The following is a 23592-nucleotide window of genomic DNA, read 5'->3' on the forward strand; positions in this document are numbered from 1 at the left end:
AACAAAAATACGCCTTACGGTACATCCCTGATTTGCCCTTTAACTGCCTGTTTGCACGACGGTTCTTCGGTGCGGCCCCTTGTCTGCCCGTTAATGATACGACATGTTTTGTCAACCCCTTCTCGCTTAAAATTGTCGCCAATGAGAACACCCCGGCAGAACACTTAAACAAGCGTTCATAACCGTTACCGATATATCGTGGAAGCGCCAGTGAGTAGCACATCTATCGACTCTGCAATAGCTGAATGGGCCGCCATCCTTGGCGACTCAGGAGTTATCGCTGCCGGTACTGAAAAGTTCGGAGCATCCACAACAGGGTCTGAACGGTCAATTCCTGCGGTGCTCCGACCAGAGAACCAGGATCAGGTGGCGGCAGTGTTGAAAACCGCCCAGCGGTGGCAAATCGCTGTTTATCCCGTCAGCACCGGTAATAACTGGGGCTACGGAAGTGCGAACCCGGTTGAAGATGATTGCGTTATTCTCGATCTTGGCCGGCTTGATCGCATTTTACATTTTGATGCTGAAATGGGCGTGGTCACTATTGAGCCCGGCGTGACCCAGGGCGCTTTAAGAGAATTCCTTGATCAGCAAGATGGCAATTACCTTGTACCAGTAACTGGCGCAGGGCCTACCTGCAGCCTTCTTGGCAACGCCCTTGAAAGGGGCTACGGCATAACACCGATTACTGACCATTTTGCGGCTGTCACCAAGATAGAAGCCATTCTTCCTGACGGCACCCTTTATCGAACCCAGCTTAGCGAGCTCGGAGGTTCGGAAGTAGATGGACTGTTCAAATGGGGGCTGGGACCTTATCTGGACGGACTTTTCAGTCAGGGCAATTTTGGCGTTGTCGTGAGCATGACCATCGCCCTAGCCCCGATTCCTGAAACAGTTACTGCATTTTTCTTTTCCACAAAAGATGACGCCCGGCTGGAAGCTCTGGTTCCCACCGTCAGGGCCGTTCTGCGATCCTTGGGCGGGTCGGTGGTAGCAATTAACTTGCTCAACAGTCAGCGCATGCTTTCAATGATGGCGCCCTTCCCGGAAGACAAGGCTATCGACGGAGTCTTGCCCAGTAATGAAGTTGCGAGCATGGCAAGCAACCATGGTGTTCCGGCATGGAGTGGAGTCGGAGCAATCTACGCATCCAAAGAGGTTGCCCGCGCCGCCCGCCGCACGCTACGGAGGCTTCTTGGGCCTGTGACCGACCGCCTCATCTTTATCAATCAAAGAAAGGTTGATGCAGCGCGGAAAATTTCCCGGTTACTCCCCGGAAAGCTCGCAACACGAGTCAAGGGCATGGCTGATACGCTCTCAGGAGCACTGGAAATCATGCATGGCGCGCCAAATGATGTCGCACTGGCGCTTGCATACTGGCGATCAGGCGCCCTGCCCCGGAACGGACAAGCCAAAAACCCGGCCCGGGATGGTTGCGGGCTTATATGGTTCGCGCCACTGGTACCAATACGGAGCAACGATGTTCGCCGCTATATCAACATGGTGGAAACAGTTTGCCCTCAATACGGTATCAATCCGTTAATCACATTGACCACAGTAAACGATCGTTGCTTCGACTCCACCGTCCCCCTGCTTTTTGATCGCAGTGATGCAGACGCCACTGCCCGGGCCAACGACTGTTACCGAGCCCTGTTCAAGGCTGGCCAAAAAGAGGGTTTTCTGCCCTACCGCCTGAACATTGATGCAATGGACATTATGAATACCGATGGTACCGCTTTCTCCGGACTGGCCAGTCAACTGAAAGCGGCCATCGACCCGAATTCTATCCTGGCACCAGGACGTTACGTGCCCAGGTTAAAGCGTTCCGAGGTCTGATTGCTGTTACCTCGACAAACCCGTAGTACGCCGTTACCTGATTCAAGAACGGCACTACTTTTTGCCCAACAGCCCACGGAGCGGGAATGAATGAGGACTTACACATGCAAACAGGGTTTGCACTTCAGCATAAAGCAGAAAGAAAGAACACAAAGCGGGTCTCCCCGGATGTGAGCACTATTTTTAACTCGGTGTTCAGCGTACAGCTAGCGACGTCTCAAGAGACAATTAACGAAGTATTCAGGCTTCGGTACCAGGTTTACTGCATTGACCGGCCTTTCGAGGATCCCTCATCTTTTGCAGATAAACGGGAGCACGATGCTTATGACGCAAGATCTGTGCACGGTCTTATCCGGCACAGGATGTCCGGAGACAGCGTCGCAGCCGTTCGCCTTGTTATGGCGGGCCAGCACCCGGGAGCAACTGATTTTCCGATGGAAGCCCCTTGTATCCACCGCATGGACAAAGATGCACAAGCCGCCATCACAAGCGTGCGCAGAGATCAGATCGCTGAAATATCCCGGATGGCGGTTAGCCGGGAATTTCGTCGACGCCTTAACGAAGAGAAAGAGGTTTCGGGCATCAGCGAGCCGGCCTACTACATCGATTCAGAAAATGGCAAGCGGGCCATGCCATATATCAGCCTTGGCCTTTTTGCTGCCATTCTCCAGATGTCGATAAAAAATGGAATAACCCACTGGATGGCAGTAATGGAACCGGCACAGCTACGCCTGCTGAAACGATTTGGCGTGGAGTTTGATCACGTAGGCCCGGTGATGGAATATCACGGTCGCCGTTGCCCTGCCTTCACCGAAGCGGCAACACTGATTGAACGCATGAGGAAGCAGCGCCCGGACGTATGGTCACTGATCACCAACGATGGGCAATACCTGCCGGAGAAACCGAACAGGGTCCGGTTTGGCCAAAATCAAAGAAACGTTGCCTGAGGCACTGATCCTCACACAACTGAAGAAGCCCCCGCTTTAACGGGGGCTTCCCGGGTCAGCAATGTCTTTTATATCTTAAGACTTTGCTGCCTTTCTCCTGCGAGACAAGCCAAGCCCAGCCAGGCCCATGCCCAGCAGTGCCAGTGTTCCTGGCTCAGGTACCATCTCGGTAGCTGTAATACGGAACCGTGTCTGGAAGTTATTGACATTATCTTCCTCAGTCACAAGGCCAACACAACCGTCTGGAGCGCCCGCTGCTGCGCAGCTAGCATCATCCAAAGCGGCCAGGCCAGCCAACTCCAGGAAAACGGTGTATACGTAGCCATCGTAGCCAAACGACGAATTGAATTCGAAGTTGCCGAACTCATTTAACACCGAACCTGTAACATCCCCAATGGTGAATATGTCAGCACATTCGGGACCTACAGCTTCTACACAGGGAGCACTGTTTGCCGTTTCTATAAAGAAGCTCTGAAATGTTGTGGCAGACGCGGGCAAAGAAGCTCCGGGATCCGGTGCAAAGGGAGTCAGTGTCAACACAGATGTCAGGTCAAAGCTATCCAAGGCAAGTCCCTGAGCCGGCAGAATGTTGTTGGTATGGGTGAATACCCCACCGTTAACATAATCTCCGTCGGTCATAAGACCACTGCCCTCATTGACATCCGTTATTGAAACCGAAGACTGTGGGCCCGGACCTACACCCCATGACAGAGTGCTAGTGCCTTCACCACTGAGAGTTCCGGTACCGGCTGTTGCAGTTGCATTTTCGAACACGCTTTGAACCTGATAACCCCAGTCGGTAACCAGCGCCGCACTGGCAGACTGCGCGCCCAGCGCGAAAGGCACGATAAGGGATGACAGAAGCGTTTTTTTAATGGTGTTGTGGTTCATCTTTTCTCTCCTTGAATAGTGGACGCTGGCATCTGGAATGCAAGTCAACACGTCAGCGCTGTTTACCTGGCAGCATCATCCATGCCACGACCCCAAAGTGGTTAATTTTCAACCATGTAAAATAATGTAAAATTTGAAGGAGGGTAATATGAGGAGCAAAGTGTAAGAATCCTCGACACCTTGGAGAATTAAATGCATCACTTGAGGCGTCATGTGTTTTTAAGCGCAGTGTTCAGCAGAAGGATTCAGAACAAAAAAGCTTAGAGAGCGCGCTTTATAGTTGTTTAAGGTTTACAAATACCGCACTCAAGACCGTGGAGCGTAAAAGATTCTGACACCGGGTACAGAATAGACGAAGCATATCCAAACGGCCCTCTCAAGAAACATAAGGCACTTTCAGATCTTTGCTATGCTTGAACGAAAGCGGTTACTCGATTTCGTGATCTTTCAGGTGGGCTGAACTGTGAGACCTTCGATCTTGTCCCCAGAGAAACCCGCATGAAACCAGACCCTCGCCACCAGCTGGATAAAGGAAAGGACTCTATACAATGGATAACAATAACGAGTTCCAGACGCTTAAGGCACGAGAATGGTCCCTCTACGCGGAAAGAGGTGACTATTTTACGCGCAAGTTTGGCCTACCGGTTTCACTTCAAATTACCAGGCTATACCTGAAGCTGGGATTGAATGAAAACCACGCATCAGCCTCAATGCTTATCACCGGCCTTATAGGTGCAGCCTTGATGATGCTCGGTCCTTGGGGAATATTCATAGGCGCATCTTTTCTTGTACTACACTACCTGTTCGATTATGTGGATGGGCAGATTGCAAGGCATCGCGGCCACGCCAGCGTGAACGGTGCAGTACTCGATCGCTGTAATCATTTCCTGGTAGAAACGGCGACCTTCCCTTGCCTGGCTTTTGGCCTGTATCTGTATAATGACCAGATCTGGCCGTGGATTGCTGTGTGGATTCTCTATATCTGGAATCGCCTTCGGGTTTTACTCGCACAGTTGCCGGCAAACATATTAGCGGAAGAGTTATCACGGTACCCCAGATTCGAGCGTGAGATGATGCGCATGAATCTTTCAAAGAAACAGGCGCCAGCGGGACACCCCGGCCCAAAACCTGCCCCTGCTGGCAGGAAGAAAAACAGAATGGCCAGAATCAGGTCTTCTATTTCTCATCTCAGGGTAGCGAGTACATCATATAATGGCTTTACTATGCTCCTTTGGTTTGGCGCAGCACTCGATCTGATTGTAGGATACCTTTTTTCGGAGAACGGCGTTATTGAGGCGACAGTAATCATCCTTGCGGTTTACGCCGTTTTCAACATTATCGATTATTCCTGGACTTACATCCGCTCAGACAGAGTAGCTTTAGAGCTTTCTTCACGGCTGAAGACCTTTTCAAAATCATGAGTCATTTCTGACCCGAGCCCTATGTCAATCAGTCAAAAAGTTATCAAAAGTGCCGGGTTTCTATTTGGTTTGCAGGTTATACATCGTGGTTTGGGGATTATCAGCACGCTTATCCTTGCGCGGCTCCTGACCCCTGATCATTTTGGTATCGTTGCCCTGGTGACTATCGCGCTACAGTTTTTTGAACTATTAGTCGAAACCGGCAACCGGCAATACATTGTTCAGAAGTCAGTACTTGAAGATGAGGACCTGGATACCGCATGGACGCTGGATTTTCTGTCAAAATCTCTGATCGCCACACTCATTATCTGCACATCTTCTTTTGTCGCAGATTGGTTCGATGAGCCGGAGCTGACTCTCGCACTCGCGGTGGCCGCATTAGCTCTGCCAATACGGGCTCTGAAAACACCTGGAATGCTCCGCCTCGCACGGCAGATAAACTACAAACCTCTTTTCAAACTGAGCCTCTGGCAAAAAGGAATTTCTTTTTTAACCGTCATCACAATTGCGTTTATCCATCCCAGTTATTGGGCAATCATAGCGGGAAATCTGGTTGCCGCCGTTATTTTCACCGTCGGCTCCTATAAGGTAGACACATACCGGCCAAGCTGGTCCTTAAAGAAACTTCGTGAGCAATGGGTTTTTTCCCAATGGTTGCTTTTACGGGGAATCGTCGGGTTTACCCGCTCACAAATCGACAATCTGATGGTATCCCGCCTGTTTGGAACAGCACAACTGGGCGGATATAACCTGATTCGTGAAGTCAGTCTGTTGCCGGCACTTTCAGCCATAATCCCCATGAGCGAGCCTTTACTGGCCGCGATTGCAGACAGTAAAGCCGATAAGGATGCTCTCGCATACCGAATACGTTTGAGCCTTGCTTTGATGATAACGGTTCTCACGCCTGTGACGGCCTTCATCATGCTGTACCCCGACCTTATTATTCGGGTGCTGCTTGGCCCGGACTGGTCAGAGTATTCCCCACTACTGAAACCCTTCGGGCTTTTTTTCTTCACTTTCTGCCTGTTTGCCCTGGTGAGTGATGCCATCATTGCACAGGGAAAAGTCAAACTGCTTTTCTGGTTCGACGTTATTTCAACAGCATTAATCATTGCCGTTCTCTGGCTGACGGCGACAGGTGGCCTGGAGATTATGGCCTGGGTCCGGGGCTGGCTGTCTGTTGCAACCACTGTTGCGCTGCTGCTGATCCTGCAGCAACAAACACGGTTCTCGTTAATCAAGCTCCTATTCCTGTGCATCCCGACTCTCGCAGGAACGTCACTCGCAGTTGCTGTGGTTCAGTCGCTTGATCTTTCAGGCCGCCATTTTCTGGTTCAGTTTTTCGTTCTCGGCACTCTTCATGTAATAACAGCAGCGCTAAGCACTGGGGTTATTGGTCTGTTTTTGCTTAAAGGAACCGAAGAGTGGGGCCAGCTTCGTTATCTGGCAAACAAAGCTCTCGGTAAATGAAAGGCCTGACACCTATAGCTCTCAATGCGGTCAGTTTTAAAATGTAGCTTTATGTTACCAAATCAGCGGATTATCCTATGCACCACACAGGGAGCCAGGCAGTAGGCAGATTTATGGAAAAAATAGCCATTCGTTTAGAAGAAAATACCGGCATTACACGTATTAAGGAGCCTGTTAGCCTTGGCATTCCGCTGCCGAGAGGTGCCGTACAGAAGGCAGAGCAACTTGAACTTCTGGATGCCCGGCAACCTGCCAGCGTTCAGCTTGCCCCTCTGGCCCACTGGCCAGATGGCAGCCTACGATGGGTTCATGCCAGCTTTTTGATCAGCCTGGATGCCGGCGGCGCAAAAGAGTTAAACCTTGCCAAAACAGAACTGCCCTCCTCCACTGGCCCCGAACCCGTTTTTAATCAAACGCTTGATGGCCTTGTGGTACAAACATCCGCTGGTTCCGTTCATTTAAAGCGTGGCACCCTGGCGTGGCGCTTCAATAGTACCGGCAGTGAAAGTGTTGACTCGAAAGTAACTCTGCGTGATGAGACGGGCGCACCCTGCACTGCAAAAGTAGAATCCACATGGGAAATTGCCAAGAAAGGCGCCGTCTTTGTCACCGCGCGTACAAAAGGCCAATGGCAAACGCAAAATAATGACCTGTTGGCACAATTCGATTGTGAGCTTCGTATTTTCCTGGAAACCGGCCTCATTCAGGTAGAACTCACAACCCATAACCCCAAACGTGCGCGACATTCCGGCGGTTTGTGGGATCTGGGAGACCCGGGTTCAGTGTACTTTCGGGAACTTGCCGTCGAAACAACCCTGCCAGCCGAGATTCTGGCTCAGGTGACTCCCCAGGCGGCCGATAAAACCTCCGACGTATTTCATCTGCCCGAGTTCAACCTCTACCAGGATTCCAGTGGAGGCAGGAACTGGCAAAGCCGCAACCATATAGACCGTAACGGTGAAGTGAGCACTCAATTCTGTGGTTACAGACTATCAAGCCCCGACAGGCTCATACATGAAGGCAAGCGTGCTGATCCGCTGGTTAGCCTTGATTATGATGGCGGACATCTGGCATTGGCTGTACCCGACTTCTGGCAGAACTTTCCAACAAGTGTCCGCAAAGAAGAAAACACGCTAACAATCGGTCTGTTCCCTAAAGATGCAAAGAGTGCCTACGAGTTACAGGGTGGAGAACAGAAAACACTGCGCTTCCTGATGACTCACAACTCCAACAACAGCATCTCTGCAACTGCCTATGCACCTCTCGTACCTGTGATTACTCCCGAGTGCTATGAGCAGGCAGACGCCTTCCCCTGGTTCAAAGCCAATGCTCAGCCGGGAGTAATTGATGAACTCATAGCGGAAGGGCTAGAGGGCGACTCTAACTTTTTCGCAAAGAGAGAAGTCATTGACGAATTTGGCTGGCGTAATTTCGGCGATATTTTCGCGGACCATGAGTCTCTCTACCAAGCTGAAGGTGAGCCACCCTTTATCTCTCATTACAATAACCAGTACGATCCACTATACGGCTTCGCAAGGCAGTTTGCCCTCACCGGCGATACGCGCTGGTTTCGGTTAATGGATGATCTGGCACGACACGTGACAGATATAGATATCTACCATACTGAAGAAGACAGAAGCGAATACAACAACGGGCTTTTCTGGCATACAGACCACTACCTTGATGCCTATACCGCAACACATCGAACGTTTTCAAGATTCAACGATTCCAGCTCAACCCCCGGACAAACCGGCGGCGGCCCAGCTGAAGAGCATTGTTATTCAACGGGCCTCATCTACCATCATTACCTCACAGGGAATGAAAAGTCCCGCCAGGCCGTGTTCGAACTTGCTCGCTGGATGACAGCACTTCATGAAGGCCAAGGCGGTTTTCTTGAACAGATACTTGCCTTGAAGAAACGAGAAGTTCCCTCCTTGAAAAAGATGATTCGTGGTGAAACCGTATCAACCCATAGATATCGCTTCAATCGCGGCACCGGAAATTACCTTAATACCCTCCTGGACGCCTGGATACTTGATGAAAATGGATCATGGCTGCAACAGGCCGAAGCAGTTATCCGGAAAACTATTCATCCGCTGGATGTGATCGAGCACCGGGATTTACTTGACGTTGAAAACAGGTGGTCTTATCTCGTGCTCCTTGGGGCCCTTTTTCGTTACCTCTATTTAAAACGGCAGACCGGCAGCTACGACGAGCAATACGACTACACCAAAGAATCGGTGCTGCATTACACCCAATGGATGCTGAGCAATGAGCGTCCGTTTATGGAAGACAAGAGTCAGCTTGAATTTCCCAATGACACCTGGGTAGCCCAGGACGTGCGAAAAGCTATGCTTATGTTCCAGGCGTCTGAACTGGATCATGAAAACGCTGCTCAGTACCTTGAACTCGGCCAAAAATGGCTGAAAGAACATACGGAAACACTTAAACATAGCAAAGAGAGACACTTCTCGAGAATTCTCATCATTCTCATGCAGAATTACGGCCCTCAATTACTTGCCACCCAACCCCGCTTATCAAATGATCATACCAGCCCCACACAACAGCATTGGTCACCTCCGGTGATGACATGGAGACTACTCTTATCACGGATTAGCGGGCGGGTGTTGCGGGCTCTCGTAACCTTCCGGCCCTCTCGCGAGAAGAGCTGGCTGGATACGCGAATGGATCGATACTGAATATGCGCCATACATTGAAAAGAGCGGTAAAAAACCTCTTCCTTATGCTGGCCTGGCCTCTATATGGACTTTACCGGCTTCTTAGCTTGCCGGGCAATCCAGATGGCACATTCCAGACATTCTCGCAAATGCTCAGCCTGATCCCGGGGAAAACCGGGATCTACCTCCGGGCTGCGTTTTACCGGCTTGCCTGCACGGATACCTCAGACGATATCCTGATTGGCTTTCTTACGGTGCTTTCCCACCGGGATACGTCTATTCACAAAGGGGTGTACATTGGCCCACAGTGCAACATCGGGAAATGCACAATCGGTGAGAACACGCTCCTGGGGAGCGGTGTACACATATTGAGCGGAAAAAAACAGCATAACTTCAAGAATTCTAAATTACCGATAAAAGAACAAGGCGGGAAATTCCAAAAAATTACCATTGGCCAAGATTGCTGGATTGGAAATAGCGCCGTAGTAATGAGTAATATTGCTAATCATTCAATAATTGCTGCTGGAGCAATTGTTACAAAAAATCTAGATCAAGAAGGATCAGTGGTTGCCGGGAATCCTGCGACTTTAATTAGTCAACGCGACTTAGAAGGATTATCCAAATGAAACCGACCTCATTTCTTATACAATTAGGCAGACTTGAAAATCGTCTGTCAAGCACCTACTCCGCATACTCAGACCAGCATTGCTCCCTTTATATACGAGCAAATAACGACAATCATATTCAATATATTTGCAAAGACGAAGGATTCATAGTTTACATTGGAGAAGTTACTAAAAAAAGACTTTCAGAAAACAGCGAGAAAAGGCCCGGGCAAGGAACACTCATAACCTACACTAAGACTTCGGGGAAAATAGTAGTTGAGACTGACCGATTAGGCACTGCAATCCTATACTATGGTAGAACAAAAAATAATAAATTAGAGATATCCAATCGATTAGATAATCTAGAATTCGATAAAGAACAAATCAACTGGCCCGCAATACAGCAGTATCTGAATACCGGTTACACTATAGGCTCTAATACCTTTTTTTATAATGTGGAGCAAACTCTTCCTAATGAAAAATTAACAGCATGCAGCACCGATAATTTTCAGATCAACCGCTCCGTTATAGAGACTCCAGGTTCATTTGACAACCAAACAGAAGAACAATTGGTAGACCTGTTATCGGCAAGGCTATCGTCAACACTAGATGAACGCTCATCTTCCGTGTTGATGATGTCTGCAGGGTGGGATTCCCGTACCCTTCTTATGGCCGGACCAGAGCATTATCACTCTGCATACACACATGGCGACCTTTCCAGTAGAGAAATATCCATATCACATCGTCTCACCAGCGATCTACGAATGGACCATATCTTCTCAGACATTCAAAACCTGGAACTTTCAGAAGATCTCCTAGACACGATGCTTGAAGAGTTAGGTTTTTGCATCTTTCCTGTTTGGTATATCGCAGGACAAAGAGCGCAGAAAATCTATAATTCCCCGCTATCCAGTGGAGTGCTGGGAGAACTTCTTGGTGGCCACTACGGTTTGCTGAGCATGGGTAGCAGGCTACAGAAGGTATTAGCTGCAGCATCACTCCTGCCTGGAAAGTTAATCCCGGACGATCAGTTTTCAACCGCGCTGGAACGATTTACCACACCTGCGGCTAGTCATTGGTTTCTTTCAGAAGAAGGCCATAATCTGCTAAGCAACCATGCTGAAACTACCAAGACCATGATGCGTAATCGATTGAACACCGCATATGGAGATACTGGAGATTGGCAGAGCGCGATTGAAACATTCAACATGGAACACCGAGCACGCCAATATATTTTTAAGCAAGCCCTGGCAGCATCTTCAACATCGGGTTATCTTGCGCCGTTCGCAGACGACACTCTCGCTGATATCGTCCGATCAATTCCATTTGACTACAGGGTTCATAACAAATTAAATAAAAAAATATTAAAAGAAAAAAATCCAAAATTACTTAATCATTCAATGGCCGCAACACTTGTACCAGCAAAATACCCAATTCTCTTTCAAGAGTTTTCTCGTGGTGTTCGAATTTTGTTAGAAAATGGCAGGAAAATCTTGAAAAAGAGTCAACCAAGACTAGGCTGGTTTAATTATGAACACTTATATCAAACGAAAATATTGCAAGAAATTATAGAAAGCCTGAGCTTGGATTTATGGGACAAGCAGAAAATGCTTAAAACCATCGAAAAAAATCCAGAAAACGGGATTGACGCCGGATCAACTCTGGATATGCTGTGCAAATTAAAAACTATCGACTACTATCTTAACAATAACAGAAAAGGTGTAATTGATGTTCAAGAAAACGAAGGATAATGCCCTCCCTAGGCTAGCATGGATAGCTGAATATAATCCTCTTGACAGATATTTACTCGTAAATTACGGCCAAGATGTTGAAGTTGGCGATAACTTTTTAGTTGAAGGAGTTTGGGAAGGAAACTTTGAGGAGCAAGGATTTGATACTAGCAACCATTTTTTTGGAAGCGGCCTAAAACTATCAAATGATAAATTAGTAGTTTCACCATCAACGGGTCTTGTTGATCGTATATTCATAGGAGAGTCTAAAGATAAATATTATATATCAAACAGCCTTATCGAAATTCTAGCAATAACAAAATCAAAGCTATTAGATGATCATAATTACAAATTACAAACAAATACCATTCGGGATGGCGTAAGACAATACACACCTGACTTCCCTATATCAAGCCAGGTAATTACAGGACTAAAACAGTATTTTTATAATCCAATTACTATAGACACTAAAGGAATTAGCATAACAAAACGACCTGAAAGCCCAAGCTTCTATAGCTACGAACAATACATATCAATCATAGAGTCTGACCTTAAAAAAATCTCACTAAATGCAGCCTCCCCTCTCAGAAAAAAACCTATCGATCTATATACCACAATTTCAAAAGGATATGATTCAAGCGCAATTACTGCGTTAGTAGCCAACCTTCCCATTAAGTCCGCATTTACAAGCAAGACTTCTAATTCATCTGTAATAGGTTTTCTTTATAAAAAATGGAATGACGACGATGGAACAGATATCGCTGAAAAGTTAGGTTTAAAGGTAAACTATCTGGATTTTAAAGATTGCGAAATAGACATTGACGAGCTCTATTTCATAGCTGCAACCACAGGAGAGCCGGAGTTACAACTTTATAATCTCCATAAACTTTTAGGCCGTAATTATAACCCTAGTGTTATTTTTACCGGCTATCATGGCGACACGGTTTGGGCTCTATATCCACCGGTAAAAGCGTTAACTGATGACATCTTAAAGCCCGGCGCATCCGGACTGACTCTCTCAGAAGCGAGACTAAAATCCGGATTTATTGATGCGCCTATCCCAATGATGTATGCACGGAGTATTGTTTCTATCAATAATCTGTCAACCTCGCACAAGATGTCGGAGTGGTCGATTGGTGGTGAGTATGATCGCCCGATTCCGCGAAGAATTTTAGAATCCCGAGGAATCGGGAGGACTGAGTTTGGTATGAAAAAAAGAGCCGTAGCGACTTTTTATGATCTCCCGAAGAACAAAATCTTGAGGGATGAATTTTTGAATTATATGAAAGAAAAGCACAACCAGTCTGAAACTAACATAATGCTAAGCCGCATAAAAGACAGGTTTAGATATTACATAAAAATGATGCTTTACATGTTCGACAGATCAATATTAAAAATGTCAAAATTTAAAATACCATTAAATGAACATACGATTGATACACCTTATCACATGCATATTTGGTCACTTACGAAGCTTGTTGAAGAACGAACCAAGAACCTTGACCTATGATTCTTTCAGGCGATATTATTTTTAATAATCAAAACCAAATGAATTGACGTGTTATTACAACCGTTTATCATTGACACGCCCCATGCGATGTAGAGGAAATATTTCGCAATGAAATTCGCTGAAAAACTGTACTTCAGCTGCGCCCCCCGTCTCCAGAGTGTCCTGGTATCAGCGTATGGGTACAAGCTCTATCAAAAGCGATACACCGGCATATACCATAAGCTCCGCAAAGAGATTGACGACATCAAGGAACTCAGGGCCCCAGAGATAAAAGCTTACCAGGACGAGCGCCTGCACCAGATGGTGACCTACTGCTCAAGCCAAGTCCCCTACTACCAAAAGCTCTTCGCCGAGCATGGGATTCGACCAAATGACATTACAACGGTTCAAGATCTGAAAAAACTGCCTGTTCTTAACAAACAGACAATATTGCAGCAAGGTCATAACTTCCAACCCAAAGAGCCGCTAAAACCTTTCATGGTTCAACATACAAGCGGCAGCACTGGCACACCCTTAGCCCTCGAAGTTGATGAGCGAACCTACAAACTGGCTATGGCGATGCTAGTCGATCACGAAGAAGCACATGGTGTTCCCTTTGGAGCCAAACGAGCTACCTTCGCCGGAAGAATGCTCAAACCCGCTGATGACATGAGGCCGCCTTTTTCACGCTTTAACAAGGCTGAAAACCAGCGGCTGTTTTCCAGCTACCACATGAATCAAAATACCTTTCCCTACTATAAAAACGAACTGGACAAGTTTCAGCCGCAAGAGCTTATCGGTTATCCATCAGCAATATACGATCTTGCGACTCACTACCAAAAGTCGGATTCAAAGCCAGGCTTTCAACCCAAAGCGATCATCACCAACTCCGAGACACTTCTTCAGTGGCAGCGGGAAAAAATTGAATCTGTATTCGGTTGCCGGGTTTATGACTACTACGGAACCGCTGAATACGTAATATTTGCAGGACAAGACGAGGCCGGAATCTATAAACCAAACCCGATAATAGGAATCACAGAAGTTGAGATTGGTTCAGACTCGGTTGATACCGGCAGTTTACTTGCAACCACTTTGACCAACAAGCAAATGCCATTGCTAAGATACAACCTTGGCGATACGGCAACCTTAGCGGATCCAGACCAACCAACGGCTGGCACACCGTGGATAAAATCCGTAAATGGCAGGGTCGACGATTATATAGAAACAAGCGACGGGCGATTGATAGGACGCATAGACCATATTTTTAAAGGTGTTGATGGCATCCAGGAAGCTCAGGTTGTTCAAAAACTACCTGGTTCAGCCACCATCAGGCTGGTGAAAGATTCAACTGCAGAGTTTAATGAGAGCACCCTAGTTTCCAACTGTAAACAAAGGCTTGGGGACGACTTTCTCGTTACTATTGAGCAGGTGCAAATAATCCCACGCGGTCGTAATGGGAAGTTTCGCTCGGTGGTTAAAGAAAAATGAACGAACCAATGAAAACCGAAAACTCGTCACCCTATTTTTCAATCGTGATACCGGCCTATAACGAAGAAGAACATATTGGCTCATGCCTCCGGTCTATTTTCGAGTCCAACTACGACAGCACTGGGTATGAGGTTATTGTTGTCGATAATGGATCCCAGGACCGTACCCGTGAGATTGCTCTTAACCACCCCCAGGTGAGGTTTTTTGAGCTACCGGAGGGGAACGTTGGGGCTGTACGCAATTACGGTGCAGCCAGGGCTCGCGGGGATATACTCGTTTTCATTGATGCTGATTGCCTTTTGGATAAGGACTGGCTGAATAGAGCCGAACAGTTAATTAAAGACAAGCCGAACTGTGCTTATGGGGGTGGGGCCAAACTACCAAGTAATGCCAGCTGGATCGAAACATCCTGGCTGCTAGAGAACAACGGTAAACCTACATTACCGAAACACTTGATCGGTGCATGTACTATGCTACTAAGAAATCTTTTTTCGGAAGTAATGGGCTTTAATGAGCTTATTTCTTCCGGAGAAGATACAGACTTACATAACCGGCTAGTTCCTAAAAATATTCCGGTAATCATTTGCCATGAACTAGATGTAACTCACCTAGGCAACGCCAAAAATATATCGCAATTTATAAAACGCCAAATATGGCACTCAGAAAATTACATTAGAAATATAACAAAATCAATAAAAGATCCGATATTTTTGATCACCTTGGCATTTATATCTTTATCAGCCTTAACTACAATACAATTCCTGATTTCACCAAACATCATTTTAACCGCAACCAGCTTTATAATATTTTTATGTACTCCAGCCATTCTGTCTTTTAAAAGACTATTACGATCAGGCAAAAAAATAAGAAACCCCTATGAACTACTATCTATTTATATAATAGACTTTCTATACATTACTGGAAGAAGCTTGGGTATTTTTAGGGAGTTATTACTTTTATTAAAGTATAAATATATAAAGGACTGACATGAAAAAATCAAATATCCTAAAACTAACAGACGAAAAAAAGCATTATATAAACATAATGCGAGGAATTTCAATATTAAGAGTCATGCTGGTTCACTTAGGATTATCTTGGTTTTATCCACCATACTCACAATATGTTGGAATTTTTTTACCTGTATTATTCTTCGTTTCGGGCGCAGTTAGTTATTATAGTTTTTTAAGAGCTAGAAACTCCATCGAATATCTAATAAAGCGCTTAGTTCTCATAGCCATCCCATTTTATGTTTTTTCTTTTTTCGTTTTTTTACTAACCGCAACTCTATATCCGGAAAAACTACCGGAAACCTCGCACCTATTAAGTTGGGTTGTCGTATGGCCTGACTTCAGCACAATATTTTTTCCACTAAATCAGGTCTGGTTCATCAACTCTTTGATATTCATTGTTCTATTATCCGCACCACTTTTTGCGCTCTCTAAGTCCAGAACATGGGTACTTTGGGCCGTATTCTTTGCATCTATATGTCTCTCTTTAACAAACACTTTTTATTATCCTGCATATGATACCATCACAACTACAGAAATTCTCTCTGATATGCGCTGGGGCCATCAATTCTGGAAAAGCATCATGTTTCTTGGCATATTCATCTATGGGGGACTTCATTATAGATACTTATCCAATTTTAGTGAACGTACCTACGGGTTGACAGCATTAATTTTTCTGTTACTGGCAGCCATATTCTTTTTTGTGTTTGATTTCAGCTTCCAATTAAAAGATCATGTGAAAACACATTCAATCTATTACATACTCCTATCATTCTTTGGCATTTATCTTTTCCTCGCACTCCGAAAGCAAATCTTGTTCATTCTTGGAAAGATTCCCAAAGCCGAAGCACTGATACTTTACACAAATCGATATGCTTACTCCGTTTTTCTTCTACATACACTAGTTCTTTTTTGTGTTGAAAAAACGTTCAGGCTGGAGGAACTCTCTGATGAAATAGGGTTAGCTCTTCTGCGCATGTTACTCGTCGTAGTGATCACACTTATACTAGCCAAGCCTCTAGGCGACCTTTCTCGTATCATTGCACATAGAATCCGTAAAATTCTATTGACCTTTGTAATAAGCGAACCAACACCGGGATAACGATCCAGATTCTGGCCTGCGGAAAACTTGTCCATTCAAAATCATTGGTTATTCCCGTTCATAACTAAGGAATAACCAATGCAGGAAATTTTATTCGACGCCAATAGCTAGAGGTGGGCTAGGTGGAGCTGTATTTTTTGAATCGCCTGTCAGGTACTCGGGTACCTCAGTGGCCACCACAATATCATCAATTGCGTACCATTCTTCATGGCGAAGCTCATCAGGATACTTATTGAAGTTATCATTGCCACCAAAACCAAAGGCATTCCATTTCACCATATCGCGAGTGGCAGCTACCCATTGCATCGTATTTATTTCAATGACTTTTGTGTCATCGACCCACTGGATCAATGTGCCGTCATAGGCCCCCGGTGCACTATTCATCTTTACGAAAAAAGCCATCTTGGTCCATTTTGTTTCATCACCAAAAACTTGGTCAATATCAATAGGCCCATTATCTATAGCCATCATGCCTCCATCCCGCTTATCAATGAGTGCCGACCCGTTATAGGTTGCGAGTGTGCTTGGATGATATGACGATGGGAGATCATTAGAAGGATTACCTTTATAGTCTAGAAATTTACTCTGACTTGGATCATTGCTGTCTGTTCGACGTGTCAGCGCAGATAATAGGTTTCTGAACCCATAGCCTGACTGAGATGCCGGTCTTCCCTCAAAGCCCCAAAGGAAGTTAGGATTTTTGTTTGAATAATAGTCAAATGTTAGACCTGTTCCGTCCCAATGATATACTCGGAAGAGTTTACTCAAACCGGTTGTTGCAGTTTTGTAGTCCGGATTATAGTAGGTTGCTACAGTCGTGTCGGAGAAGTTGACCCAAAACTCTATGTATAGTTGGTCGAAACCTTCGGGATAATACTTCAATAGTATCCCGTCAGATTGGAAAGAATTCTCTCCCTTTGACATATCACTATCTCGCCAAGAAACTAACGATTTTCCTGTTTGGCCTCTTGCTCTATTCGGGTTTTCTGCGGTAGACACAGAGCTCACCTCAAGCGTCTCATGTCGATCAGCGTCACCCAGTGACGGAGCGTAGGAAGGTGTTTGGCGCACGAAGTCCCAGTCAATAGGGATAGTATGAACACCTGCAGTCTGTACAACATCGACATCCCATCCCCCTTTACTACTGCCGCTCATAGAGAATGTTCCCCGGTCATTTTCTGGCAAGCCGCTATTCCAATCAGGTTGATCATCAAAGCTTTCAGAGAAGATAACTTCCGCATTGGTGATTGGTGTCCCCAACAGCACGACTGCTATTAGGAGACCCTTGTTAAGTATTTGGTTTTGCATAAACATAATCTATTCCTTCGCCCAGCATGAGCGGAAAAGTTCAGTCAGACAGATTCGGACTCTTGCATGAATCTGCCCCTCCCCCGAGAACTCGCTCCTTGCCAACCAAGAAAGGGTATTGAAAGCACCTAAAGATCCCTGTGCTCAATGATAGTAGGTACCAGTTTATTCAACACGAACTCAAACAACTGGGAACCACTCGAAATTTGTCATTAGTGTTACCAAAATCTATAGTTTGTTACTGAAGCACTAACACCGACAACACCTCACCTCACCTCACACATAATTCTTCCAAAAGCTTCACCGCTCCAGAAATTCCTGGGTAGTTCTTATAATACAGCGATTTAACCTGAAAATAGGGTAAGATACAGCCCTCTGAGACAACGAAGCAACCAGATGCTACCGGTTAGCTTCCGTTCAAAAACCTCTTTAACCTATATATGCCATTTATGTCAAAGTTCAGCTCCAGTAAAGAATACTCACAACTTGAAGATGTGTTACAAAGCCCTATCATAATACTGGAGCTCCCTGATCACGCATTAACATTGCTTGAGACAAAAGGTGCACTCGGTACCCACAAGAGCTGCTGTGTCATCTCTGCCACAAGTACGAGCAGCCATAAATTACACAACATTAAAAGGCTTTATCAAAGCCTGGTTGCACTGAAAAAGCTACAGCGACAGCTTTCAGACGAACTCCAAATAACGGATACAAGCCTTATTGGCATCTACCCATCATTAGAATACCCAGCGTGTGTATATCAACTACACACCAATGCCGATCGTTACGTTTCAGCCAATGTCCTTCCATGCAACGGCTCCGCTATAGTCGGCATCATCAAGCACATCATTAGGAGATTACTCGGCGCCAACCCAGCTATAGGCGGTTTGGGCCTTCTTCTGTACAGGAATTAATCATGTTATTTATCAAACAGTTGCTTTCCAGTTCAGGGTTGCTTGATAGTAAAAAGGCGGATTGTTCAATTGCTTGTATAAGTACTAGCAGACCCATTTACCTGGCATTCGATCAGAAATCAGACTATCCAATGTACGTTGTTCGGAAAATTGATGGTGCGCCAGCCTTGAAGTCCCACAACATTCATACCCAGATCTACAAGCATGCAGGAATCCTCGTTCCTCAACCACTAGGGCTCTACACATACGCAGGTGAAGAATATGACATTCAACACGGAGTAAGAGGGCTTCCCTGGTTCCAGTTAAAATCCAGACTCCGCTCAGAAGAAGAACGAACCCAACTTGAGAGTCGTATCTGGGAGACACTGAAAAGTTTTCAGGCAGCAATTTCCCAGACCGAAATCAACAAATCAAGCAATCTAAAGCCCCATGAGGAACTACGCAATGCATACGAAGGTTATCAGAAAGCTGGCGAAAATCTGAACTCAAGTTTCCAGGCAATTGTCGAAAAGGCAATTATAGAGCTATCCCAAGAGCCTGGCTCACCCGCAGTTCCCCAGCATGGAGATTTTTGCCTGAATAATCTGATAATTGATAGTGATCATATTACAGTGATCGATTTCGAAGATTTCGGGATAACAAGTATGCCGTTGTACGACCATTTCACATTAGCCCTTTCCCTTCCTTCCAGCCCAACTGATCCAGTTAATTCCGCAGATATTTTCACTACACCACCTATTATCGCAGCAGGACAGGTTTTTGGAATATCAAAAGATGTCGTTTGCTGGCACTTTCTTCATCATCTGCTTCTTAGGCTAGGCCCATGGAGTACTGGTGAAAAGCGCAAACCCTATCGAGCATGGTTAAAAAAGGTTTTGAATTGCTTTCTTACCGAGCAGGACAAATGACCCCATACAAATATCTGGCATTAACATTCTTGGTTGATTCCAACTAACATTGTGGCTATTTTCGAAATTTGCTCACAATCCTGGCGACCTCTGATCTTAGAGGATGCTGGAATATGAATAGCGCTAGTATCCAGACCAAAGGCAACACTATGAGTATCTGCAGGAACGACAGTATTGGAAGAGTTTGGTCAAATGGCCAAACGTATGCAATTGCTTGAACCGCAGCCCAGCATACCATTGTAACCGTTAAGCTTGGGAGCAGGCATGTCATATGCTTGAAGGTGGGCAACCCCATGCGGATGTTGGTAACCAGTGCGGATACAATAAAGTCCGTAAGCCCTCCAATTATAAACCCATAGGCTACCCCATGAATTCCATCAACATGATATCCCCAAATAATAGCGACTAGAAATAGCAGGAATACAATTAGCTCCTTCGCAAACATTGAACTTTCATAACCAAGCGTTATAAGCGTCTGCGGCGCCAAAACGTGTGGAGCTTTGAGCATAGCCCAAACTGCAACAATAGATGCGATAGGCGCGGCTGGATCCCACTGATCCCCAAACATCAACCTTATTGCAGGTAGACTAGCAACACTCCCAACTGCTAAAACAGGCCATAAAACTCCTGTAATCAGTTGTGACGCATTAAGGTAGGCCGTTACCATGCTCTCGCCTTTATTTTTAATATCCGCTAAATATGGAGCCGCGACAGGATATATTCCAGACATGATAAGGTCGGTTACAAAAACCATAAACCCAAGCCCACGGGAAAACAGCCCAACTTCGGTTGGCGATCCCAGCTTACCTATTACCATATCAGGTGTAGTATTTTGTGCTTTCCTGATAACATGCCCAAGTGAAGTATATACTCCGATTTTGGCAATAACCCGCATATTTTTAAATCTGGGAGCATATACAGGCACTTCGCGACTTGCATACAAAAAAAGAACAGCTTGCACTAAAACCGATGAAATATTACCAAAAGCCAGAGAATAGAAGCTGAACCCAAAATAGATAAAGGAAATTGTAACTACAATATTTGAAATTGCCGCACAAAAATAAACGTTTGAGATTAATCCAAATTTATATTTACGACTTAATATTGCATGAGGAATACTAATATAAGGAGCGAGAAAAAAACTTAGAGAAAGCAATATAAAAAGTGGGGCAACTTCTTCTATTTCAAAAAAATCAGATAACGGATAGGATGCCGCTATAATCAATACACCCATAAACCAGGAAACAAGGATAGTGAGCCCATACGACGAACGAACTTTTTCGTCCGTTAGCTCTTTCTCTCGAATAAGGTACGCATTGGCTCCTAAAACCCTGAATTCTGCCATAATCATAACCAATGAACTGGCAACAGCAAAAGTTCCTATCTCTGAAGGTGATAATAACCGAGCAACAACCATTGTGTTGATTAGCCCGACAACCATCAACACATAACGTCCGAGGGAAGAAAAGATAACAGCCCTTCTTACATTAGCCATGCAGTGTCTTGACTCCTGGAAAATTATTTTAGGCTGCGCAATAGATTGTTACCGCGGGCACCAATCAAGCTCCGGATCAGGCGGAGCCATGTGTCCTCATATACAAAAGAGAATCTCAGTACTGAAATAAATTCTTTTCTAGCAAGTCGGTATTGATCTGCGGCGAAAAAATTGAGCCCCGCCCGGTAGTGGTAATCAGCATAGGCTTGACGAGAGTAGCTGGCAATGACCCTATCTTTAGAATCGAGATCGCAATGTTTTTCAATTATTTGCCGCTTGGCCCTTAGCATGAGCTGACCATCACCTGACATATTCTGGCTGTGGACCCGATATTTGATTAATGGATCAGGGACCACACGGACGCTGTAGATCCTACATATTCGCAACCAGAGATCCCAGTTCTCAGCGGCCTTAAAGTCGCTAGAGAAAAGCCCTACCCGCTTTAAAGCATCTGAAGTCACTACTACTGTACCACCGGTCATCCGGTTCTTGACCAATAGTTGGGGATATATATATCCCGAAATCAACTCGTCCGCCCGTTCAACTCGAATAGTACAACCGTTCTCATCAATTATCTCTGTTCCCGAATAGACCAAGCCAACTCCATCTTCAAAAAGTGGAATCTGACGCTCTAATTTATCTTTCAGCCAAAGGTCATCGCTGTCGAGAAATGCAATATATTCTCCCTGGGCGATTTCAATACCATTATTTCTTGCAGCAATCTGGCCTTGGTTCTGCTGGTCTATAACCCGAATCTTGTCCGGAAACCGACTTTCATATTCCCTCAACACCGACAGTGACTCATCCGTGGAGCCATCATTTATCAATATGGTTTCAATGGGCTCATAGGTTTGGGACAGGATACTTTCTATAGTTTCCGATACCAGGTGGGCCCGATTGTAGACGGGCACGATGACTGATACGAGTTTATTCATAATCGACGAGTGTCCACGACCATAGGGGGTTTTCGTTTTCTGTTTCCCAATTCGGAAAAACGTATATAGTATATATTAGAAGCTACTGCTATAAACAGAATCAACCAGTAAAGCATTTCAGATCTTGCGCGATCAATAAAGCTGGCAGCCACAAGAAAGCTTATCAGAGCCCCTTCAAGAGCTAACACCTTAAAATAGGCGTCATAATTTTCAACATTGATCAAATGCTGCTTGGTCTTCCTAGAAATTTTAAAGGTTGAAATAAGAAGCGCTAACAGGCATAAGAAACCAATCCAGCCAATTTCAGATAGAGCCTGAAACCAGGTCGAATGCGTTGCTTTACCAACTTTTCTTCCTTCAAAATAGCGCTCTGGAAGATAGTTTGGACTCAGTTCAATAAATCCCTGAATACCGACGCCTAGCGGGTAGTCCTGTAATACATCAAAGGTTGCCATCCAGAAATCCACTCGGTGAGAACCACTTTTACCACCGTCGTCTATATCCTGAAGGGTCTCCATACGCGACCAGAATGCCTCATCAGTAACATAGATTGTACCAGCAAGACCAATAAGAATGATTAATATTGCAGTGCCTTTTTGTCCTTTTCTCTGATATTTAGAAAAAATCATATACATCAAGAAAAAAAGTGTGCCGACTACGGCCCCGAGAAATGCCCCTCGGCTATTAATCAGAACTATGCCATTAGCAATGAACCCACCACAGAAAATTGCCAGCAATTTGACTTTTTTATTACCCATCCATGCCATATAGGTAAGAATAATCAACGCCGGAACCATGGCCGCAGCAGTCATATTGCCATCACCTCCAGTATCGATCATCCCTATACCTTCGACACGCCCTTGCCCATCACGCCCTACCGAGTACGCAATATATCCGATGTATGTAACGCCAGCGATATATGCCCACAGGCATGCGTTCAAAGCTCGCTCTGAAGTAATTAGCTTATATGCAGCAAAAATAATAATAACAAGCTTTGCAAACTCATATGTAAATGACTTATGGACCCCGGCGACAACTGCAAAGTTAATCATAAAGATATAAACAAATAATATTGCAACCATCCATTTTAATACAGGCTGATTCTTCCATTGAGCTTGATCTGACAACTCCTTATAACGAATAGTCAGCATGAATAGCATCAATAAAGCTGCAATAAATGAATACTGCAAACCCGGAATACTGGCGGCCCACCAACTATTATCCGGATTAACGAAGTAAACCAATTGATAAACGAGTACCGCCGAGACAGGTGAAATGAAGAGTGCGGCTAAAATTCCGGAAGCAAATAAGAATAGAAAAAGAAGCGCGAATTTAGCCATCTTCTATCGAGTCCGCACTGAAACTAGTGGA

General features: G+C 45.4%; 17 protein-coding genes. 12 read left to right on the forward strand and 5 right to left on the reverse strand.

The window, feature by feature from the left end; all coding sequences use genetic code 11:
- Window positions 1-210: 210 nt before the first annotated feature.
- Window positions 211-1833 (forward strand): FAD-binding oxidoreductase, encoded by a 1623-nt coding sequence (locus DS878_RS05040; protein ID WP_113814900.1) that lies wholly within the window; start codon window positions 211-213, stop codon window positions 1831-1833.
- An 86-nt stretch (window positions 1834-1919) separates the two neighbouring features.
- Window positions 1920-2780, forward strand: coding sequence for a PEP-CTERM/exosortase system-associated acyltransferase (locus DS878_RS05045; RefSeq protein WP_261977603.1), 861 nt, complete (start codon window positions 1920-1922; stop codon window positions 2778-2780).
- A 75-nt stretch (window positions 2781-2855) separates the two neighbouring features.
- On the opposite strand, the gene DS878_RS05050 is transcribed toward DS878_RS05045, so the two are convergent.
- Entirely contained in the window at window positions 2856-3671 is an 816-nt protein-coding gene (locus tag DS878_RS05050; protein ID WP_113814901.1) for a THxN family PEP-CTERM protein, read from the reverse strand.
- A 548-nt stretch (window positions 3672-4219) separates the two neighbouring features.
- On the opposite strand from DS878_RS05050, the gene DS878_RS05055 reads away from it, so the two are divergent.
- The 9 genes from DS878_RS05055 (at window position 4220) to DS878_RS05095 (ending at window position 16661) form a co-directional block, all read left to right on the forward strand.
- The gene (locus DS878_RS05055; RefSeq protein WP_113814902.1) at window positions 4220-5092 is read left to right on the forward strand and encodes a CDP-alcohol phosphatidyltransferase family protein; all 873 of its coding nucleotides are present in this window, start codon (window positions 4220-4222) and stop codon (window positions 5090-5092) included.
- A gap of 21 nt (window positions 5093-5113) precedes the next feature.
- Complete coding sequence (locus DS878_RS05060; RefSeq protein WP_113814903.1) at window positions 5114-6562, forward strand: lipopolysaccharide biosynthesis protein; 1449 nt, start codon at window positions 5114-5116, stop codon at window positions 6560-6562.
- Window positions 6563-6675: 113 nt separating this feature from the next.
- Window positions 6676-9261: a hypothetical protein gene (locus DS878_RS05065; RefSeq protein ID WP_148707068.1), complete on the forward strand. Its 2586-nt coding sequence runs from the start codon at window positions 6676-6678 to the stop codon at window positions 9259-9261.
- 2 nt (window positions 9262-9263) lie between these two features.
- A complete protein-coding gene (locus tag DS878_RS05070) occupies window positions 9264-9866 on the forward strand; it encodes an acyltransferase (RefSeq protein WP_113814905.1) in 603 nt (200 codons plus the stop codon).
- Entirely contained in the window at window positions 9863-11596 is a 1734-nt protein-coding gene (locus DS878_RS05075) for a hypothetical protein (RefSeq protein WP_113814906.1), read from the forward strand. Before DS878_RS05070 ends, DS878_RS05075 begins: the two co-directional genes overlap by 4 nt.
- Window positions 11574-13085 carry a hypothetical protein gene (locus DS878_RS05080; RefSeq protein WP_113814907.1) on the forward strand — a complete coding sequence of 504 codons (1512 nt, stop codon included), beginning with the start codon at window positions 11574-11576 and terminating at the stop codon, window positions 13083-13085. Before DS878_RS05075 ends, DS878_RS05080 begins: the two co-directional genes overlap by 23 nt.
- 108 nt (window positions 13086-13193) lie before the next feature.
- Entirely contained in the window at window positions 13194-14552 is a 1359-nt protein-coding gene (locus DS878_RS05085) for a phenylacetate--CoA ligase family protein (protein ID WP_113814908.1), read from the forward strand.
- Between the two features lie 8 nt (window positions 14553-14560).
- On the forward strand, window positions 14561-15538 hold the full coding sequence (locus tag DS878_RS05090) for a glycosyltransferase (RefSeq protein ID WP_187298739.1): 978 nt from the start codon (window positions 14561-14563) through the stop codon (window positions 15536-15538).
- Window position 15539: 1 nt separating this feature from the next.
- Entirely contained in the window at window positions 15540-16661 is a 1122-nt protein-coding gene (locus DS878_RS05095) for an acyltransferase family protein (RefSeq protein WP_113814910.1), read from the forward strand.
- A gap of 90 nt (window positions 16662-16751) precedes the next feature.
- On the opposite strand, the gene DS878_RS05100 is transcribed toward DS878_RS05095, so the two are convergent.
- Entirely contained in the window at window positions 16752-17975 is a 1224-nt protein-coding gene (locus tag DS878_RS05100) for a hypothetical protein (protein WP_113814911.1), read from the reverse strand.
- A 910-nt stretch (window positions 17976-18885) separates the two neighbouring features.
- Here DS878_RS05100 and DS878_RS05110 point away from each other — a divergent pair.
- The gene (locus DS878_RS05110; protein WP_113814913.1) at window positions 18886-19791 is read left to right on the forward strand and encodes an aminoglycoside phosphotransferase family protein; all 906 of its coding nucleotides are present in this window, start codon (window positions 18886-18888) and stop codon (window positions 19789-19791) included.
- Between the two features lie 55 nt (window positions 19792-19846).
- Here DS878_RS05110 and DS878_RS05115 read toward each other — a convergent pair whose 3' ends face one another.
- From DS878_RS05115 to DS878_RS05125, 3 genes are read right to left on the reverse strand one after another with little or no spacing between them, the layout of a single operon-like run.
- Window positions 19847-21286 (reverse strand): oligosaccharide flippase family protein, encoded by a 1440-nt coding sequence (locus DS878_RS05115; RefSeq protein WP_113814914.1) that lies wholly within the window; start codon window positions 21284-21286, stop codon window positions 19847-19849.
- A 23-nt stretch (window positions 21287-21309) separates the two neighbouring features.
- The gene (locus tag DS878_RS05120; RefSeq protein WP_113814915.1) at window positions 21310-22221 is read right to left on the reverse strand and encodes a glycosyltransferase family 2 protein; all 912 of its coding nucleotides are present in this window, start codon (window positions 22219-22221) and stop codon (window positions 21310-21312) included.
- The gene (locus DS878_RS05125; RefSeq protein WP_113814916.1) at window positions 22218-23561 is read right to left on the reverse strand and encodes an O-antigen ligase family protein; all 1344 of its coding nucleotides are present in this window, start codon (window positions 23559-23561) and stop codon (window positions 22218-22220) included. Before DS878_RS05125 ends, DS878_RS05120 begins: the two co-directional genes overlap by 4 nt.
- Window positions 23562-23592: the final 31 nt, after the last annotated feature.

The sequence above is a fragment of the Marinobacter sp. F3R11 genome (genome assembly GCF_003318275.1).
In the GTDB taxonomy this organism is placed as follows: Bacteria; Pseudomonadota; Gammaproteobacteria; order Pseudomonadales; family Oleiphilaceae; genus Marinobacter.

Bases quoted from the DNA above. Each gene is read 5' to 3' on its own strand.
- DS878_RS05045 (WP_261977603.1), top strand. From the start codon at position 1,920: ATGAATGAGGACTTACACATGCAAACAGGGTTTGCACTTCAGCATAAA.
- DS878_RS05050 (WP_113814901.1), bottom strand. From the start codon at position 3,671: ATGAACCACAACACCATTAAAAAAACGCTTCTGTCATCCCTTATCGTG.
- DS878_RS05055 (WP_113814902.1), top strand. From the start codon at position 4,220: ATGGATAACAATAACGAGTTCCAGACGCTTAAGGCACGAGAATGGTCC.
- DS878_RS05060 (WP_113814903.1), top strand. From the start codon at position 5,114: ATGTCAATCAGTCAAAAAGTTATCAAAAGTGCCGGGTTTCTATTTGGT.
- DS878_RS05065 (WP_148707068.1), top strand. From the start codon at position 6,676: ATGGAAAAAATAGCCATTCGTTTAGAAGAAAATACCGGCATTACACGT.
- DS878_RS05070 (WP_113814905.1), top strand. From the start codon at position 9,264: ATGCGCCATACATTGAAAAGAGCGGTAAAAAACCTCTTCCTTATGCTG.
- DS878_RS05075 (WP_113814906.1), top strand. From the start codon at position 9,863: ATGAAACCGACCTCATTTCTTATACAATTAGGCAGACTTGAAAATCGT.
- DS878_RS05080 (WP_113814907.1), top strand. From the start codon at position 11,574: ATGTTCAAGAAAACGAAGGATAATGCCCTCCCTAGGCTAGCATGGATA.
- DS878_RS05085 (WP_113814908.1), top strand. From the start codon at position 13,194: ATGAAATTCGCTGAAAAACTGTACTTCAGCTGCGCCCCCCGTCTCCAG.
- DS878_RS05090 (WP_187298739.1), top strand. From the start codon at position 14,561: ATGAAAACCGAAAACTCGTCACCCTATTTTTCAATCGTGATACCGGCC.
- DS878_RS05095 (WP_113814910.1), top strand. From the start codon at position 15,540: ATGAAAAAATCAAATATCCTAAAACTAACAGACGAAAAAAAGCATTAT.
- DS878_RS05100 (WP_113814911.1), bottom strand. From the start codon at position 17,975: ATGTTTATGCAAAACCAAATACTTAACAAGGGTCTCCTAATAGCAGTC.
- DS878_RS05110 (WP_113814913.1), top strand. From the start codon at position 18,886: ATGTTATTTATCAAACAGTTGCTTTCCAGTTCAGGGTTGCTTGATAGT.
- DS878_RS05115 (WP_113814914.1), bottom strand. From the start codon at position 21,286: ATGGCTAATGTAAGAAGGGCTGTTATCTTTTCTTCCCTCGGACGTTAT.
- DS878_RS05120 (WP_113814915.1), bottom strand. From the start codon at position 22,221: ATGAATAAACTCGTATCAGTCATCGTGCCCGTCTACAATCGGGCCCAC.
- DS878_RS05125 (WP_113814916.1), bottom strand. From the start codon at position 23,561: ATGGCTAAATTCGCGCTTCTTTTTCTATTCTTATTTGCTTCCGGAATT.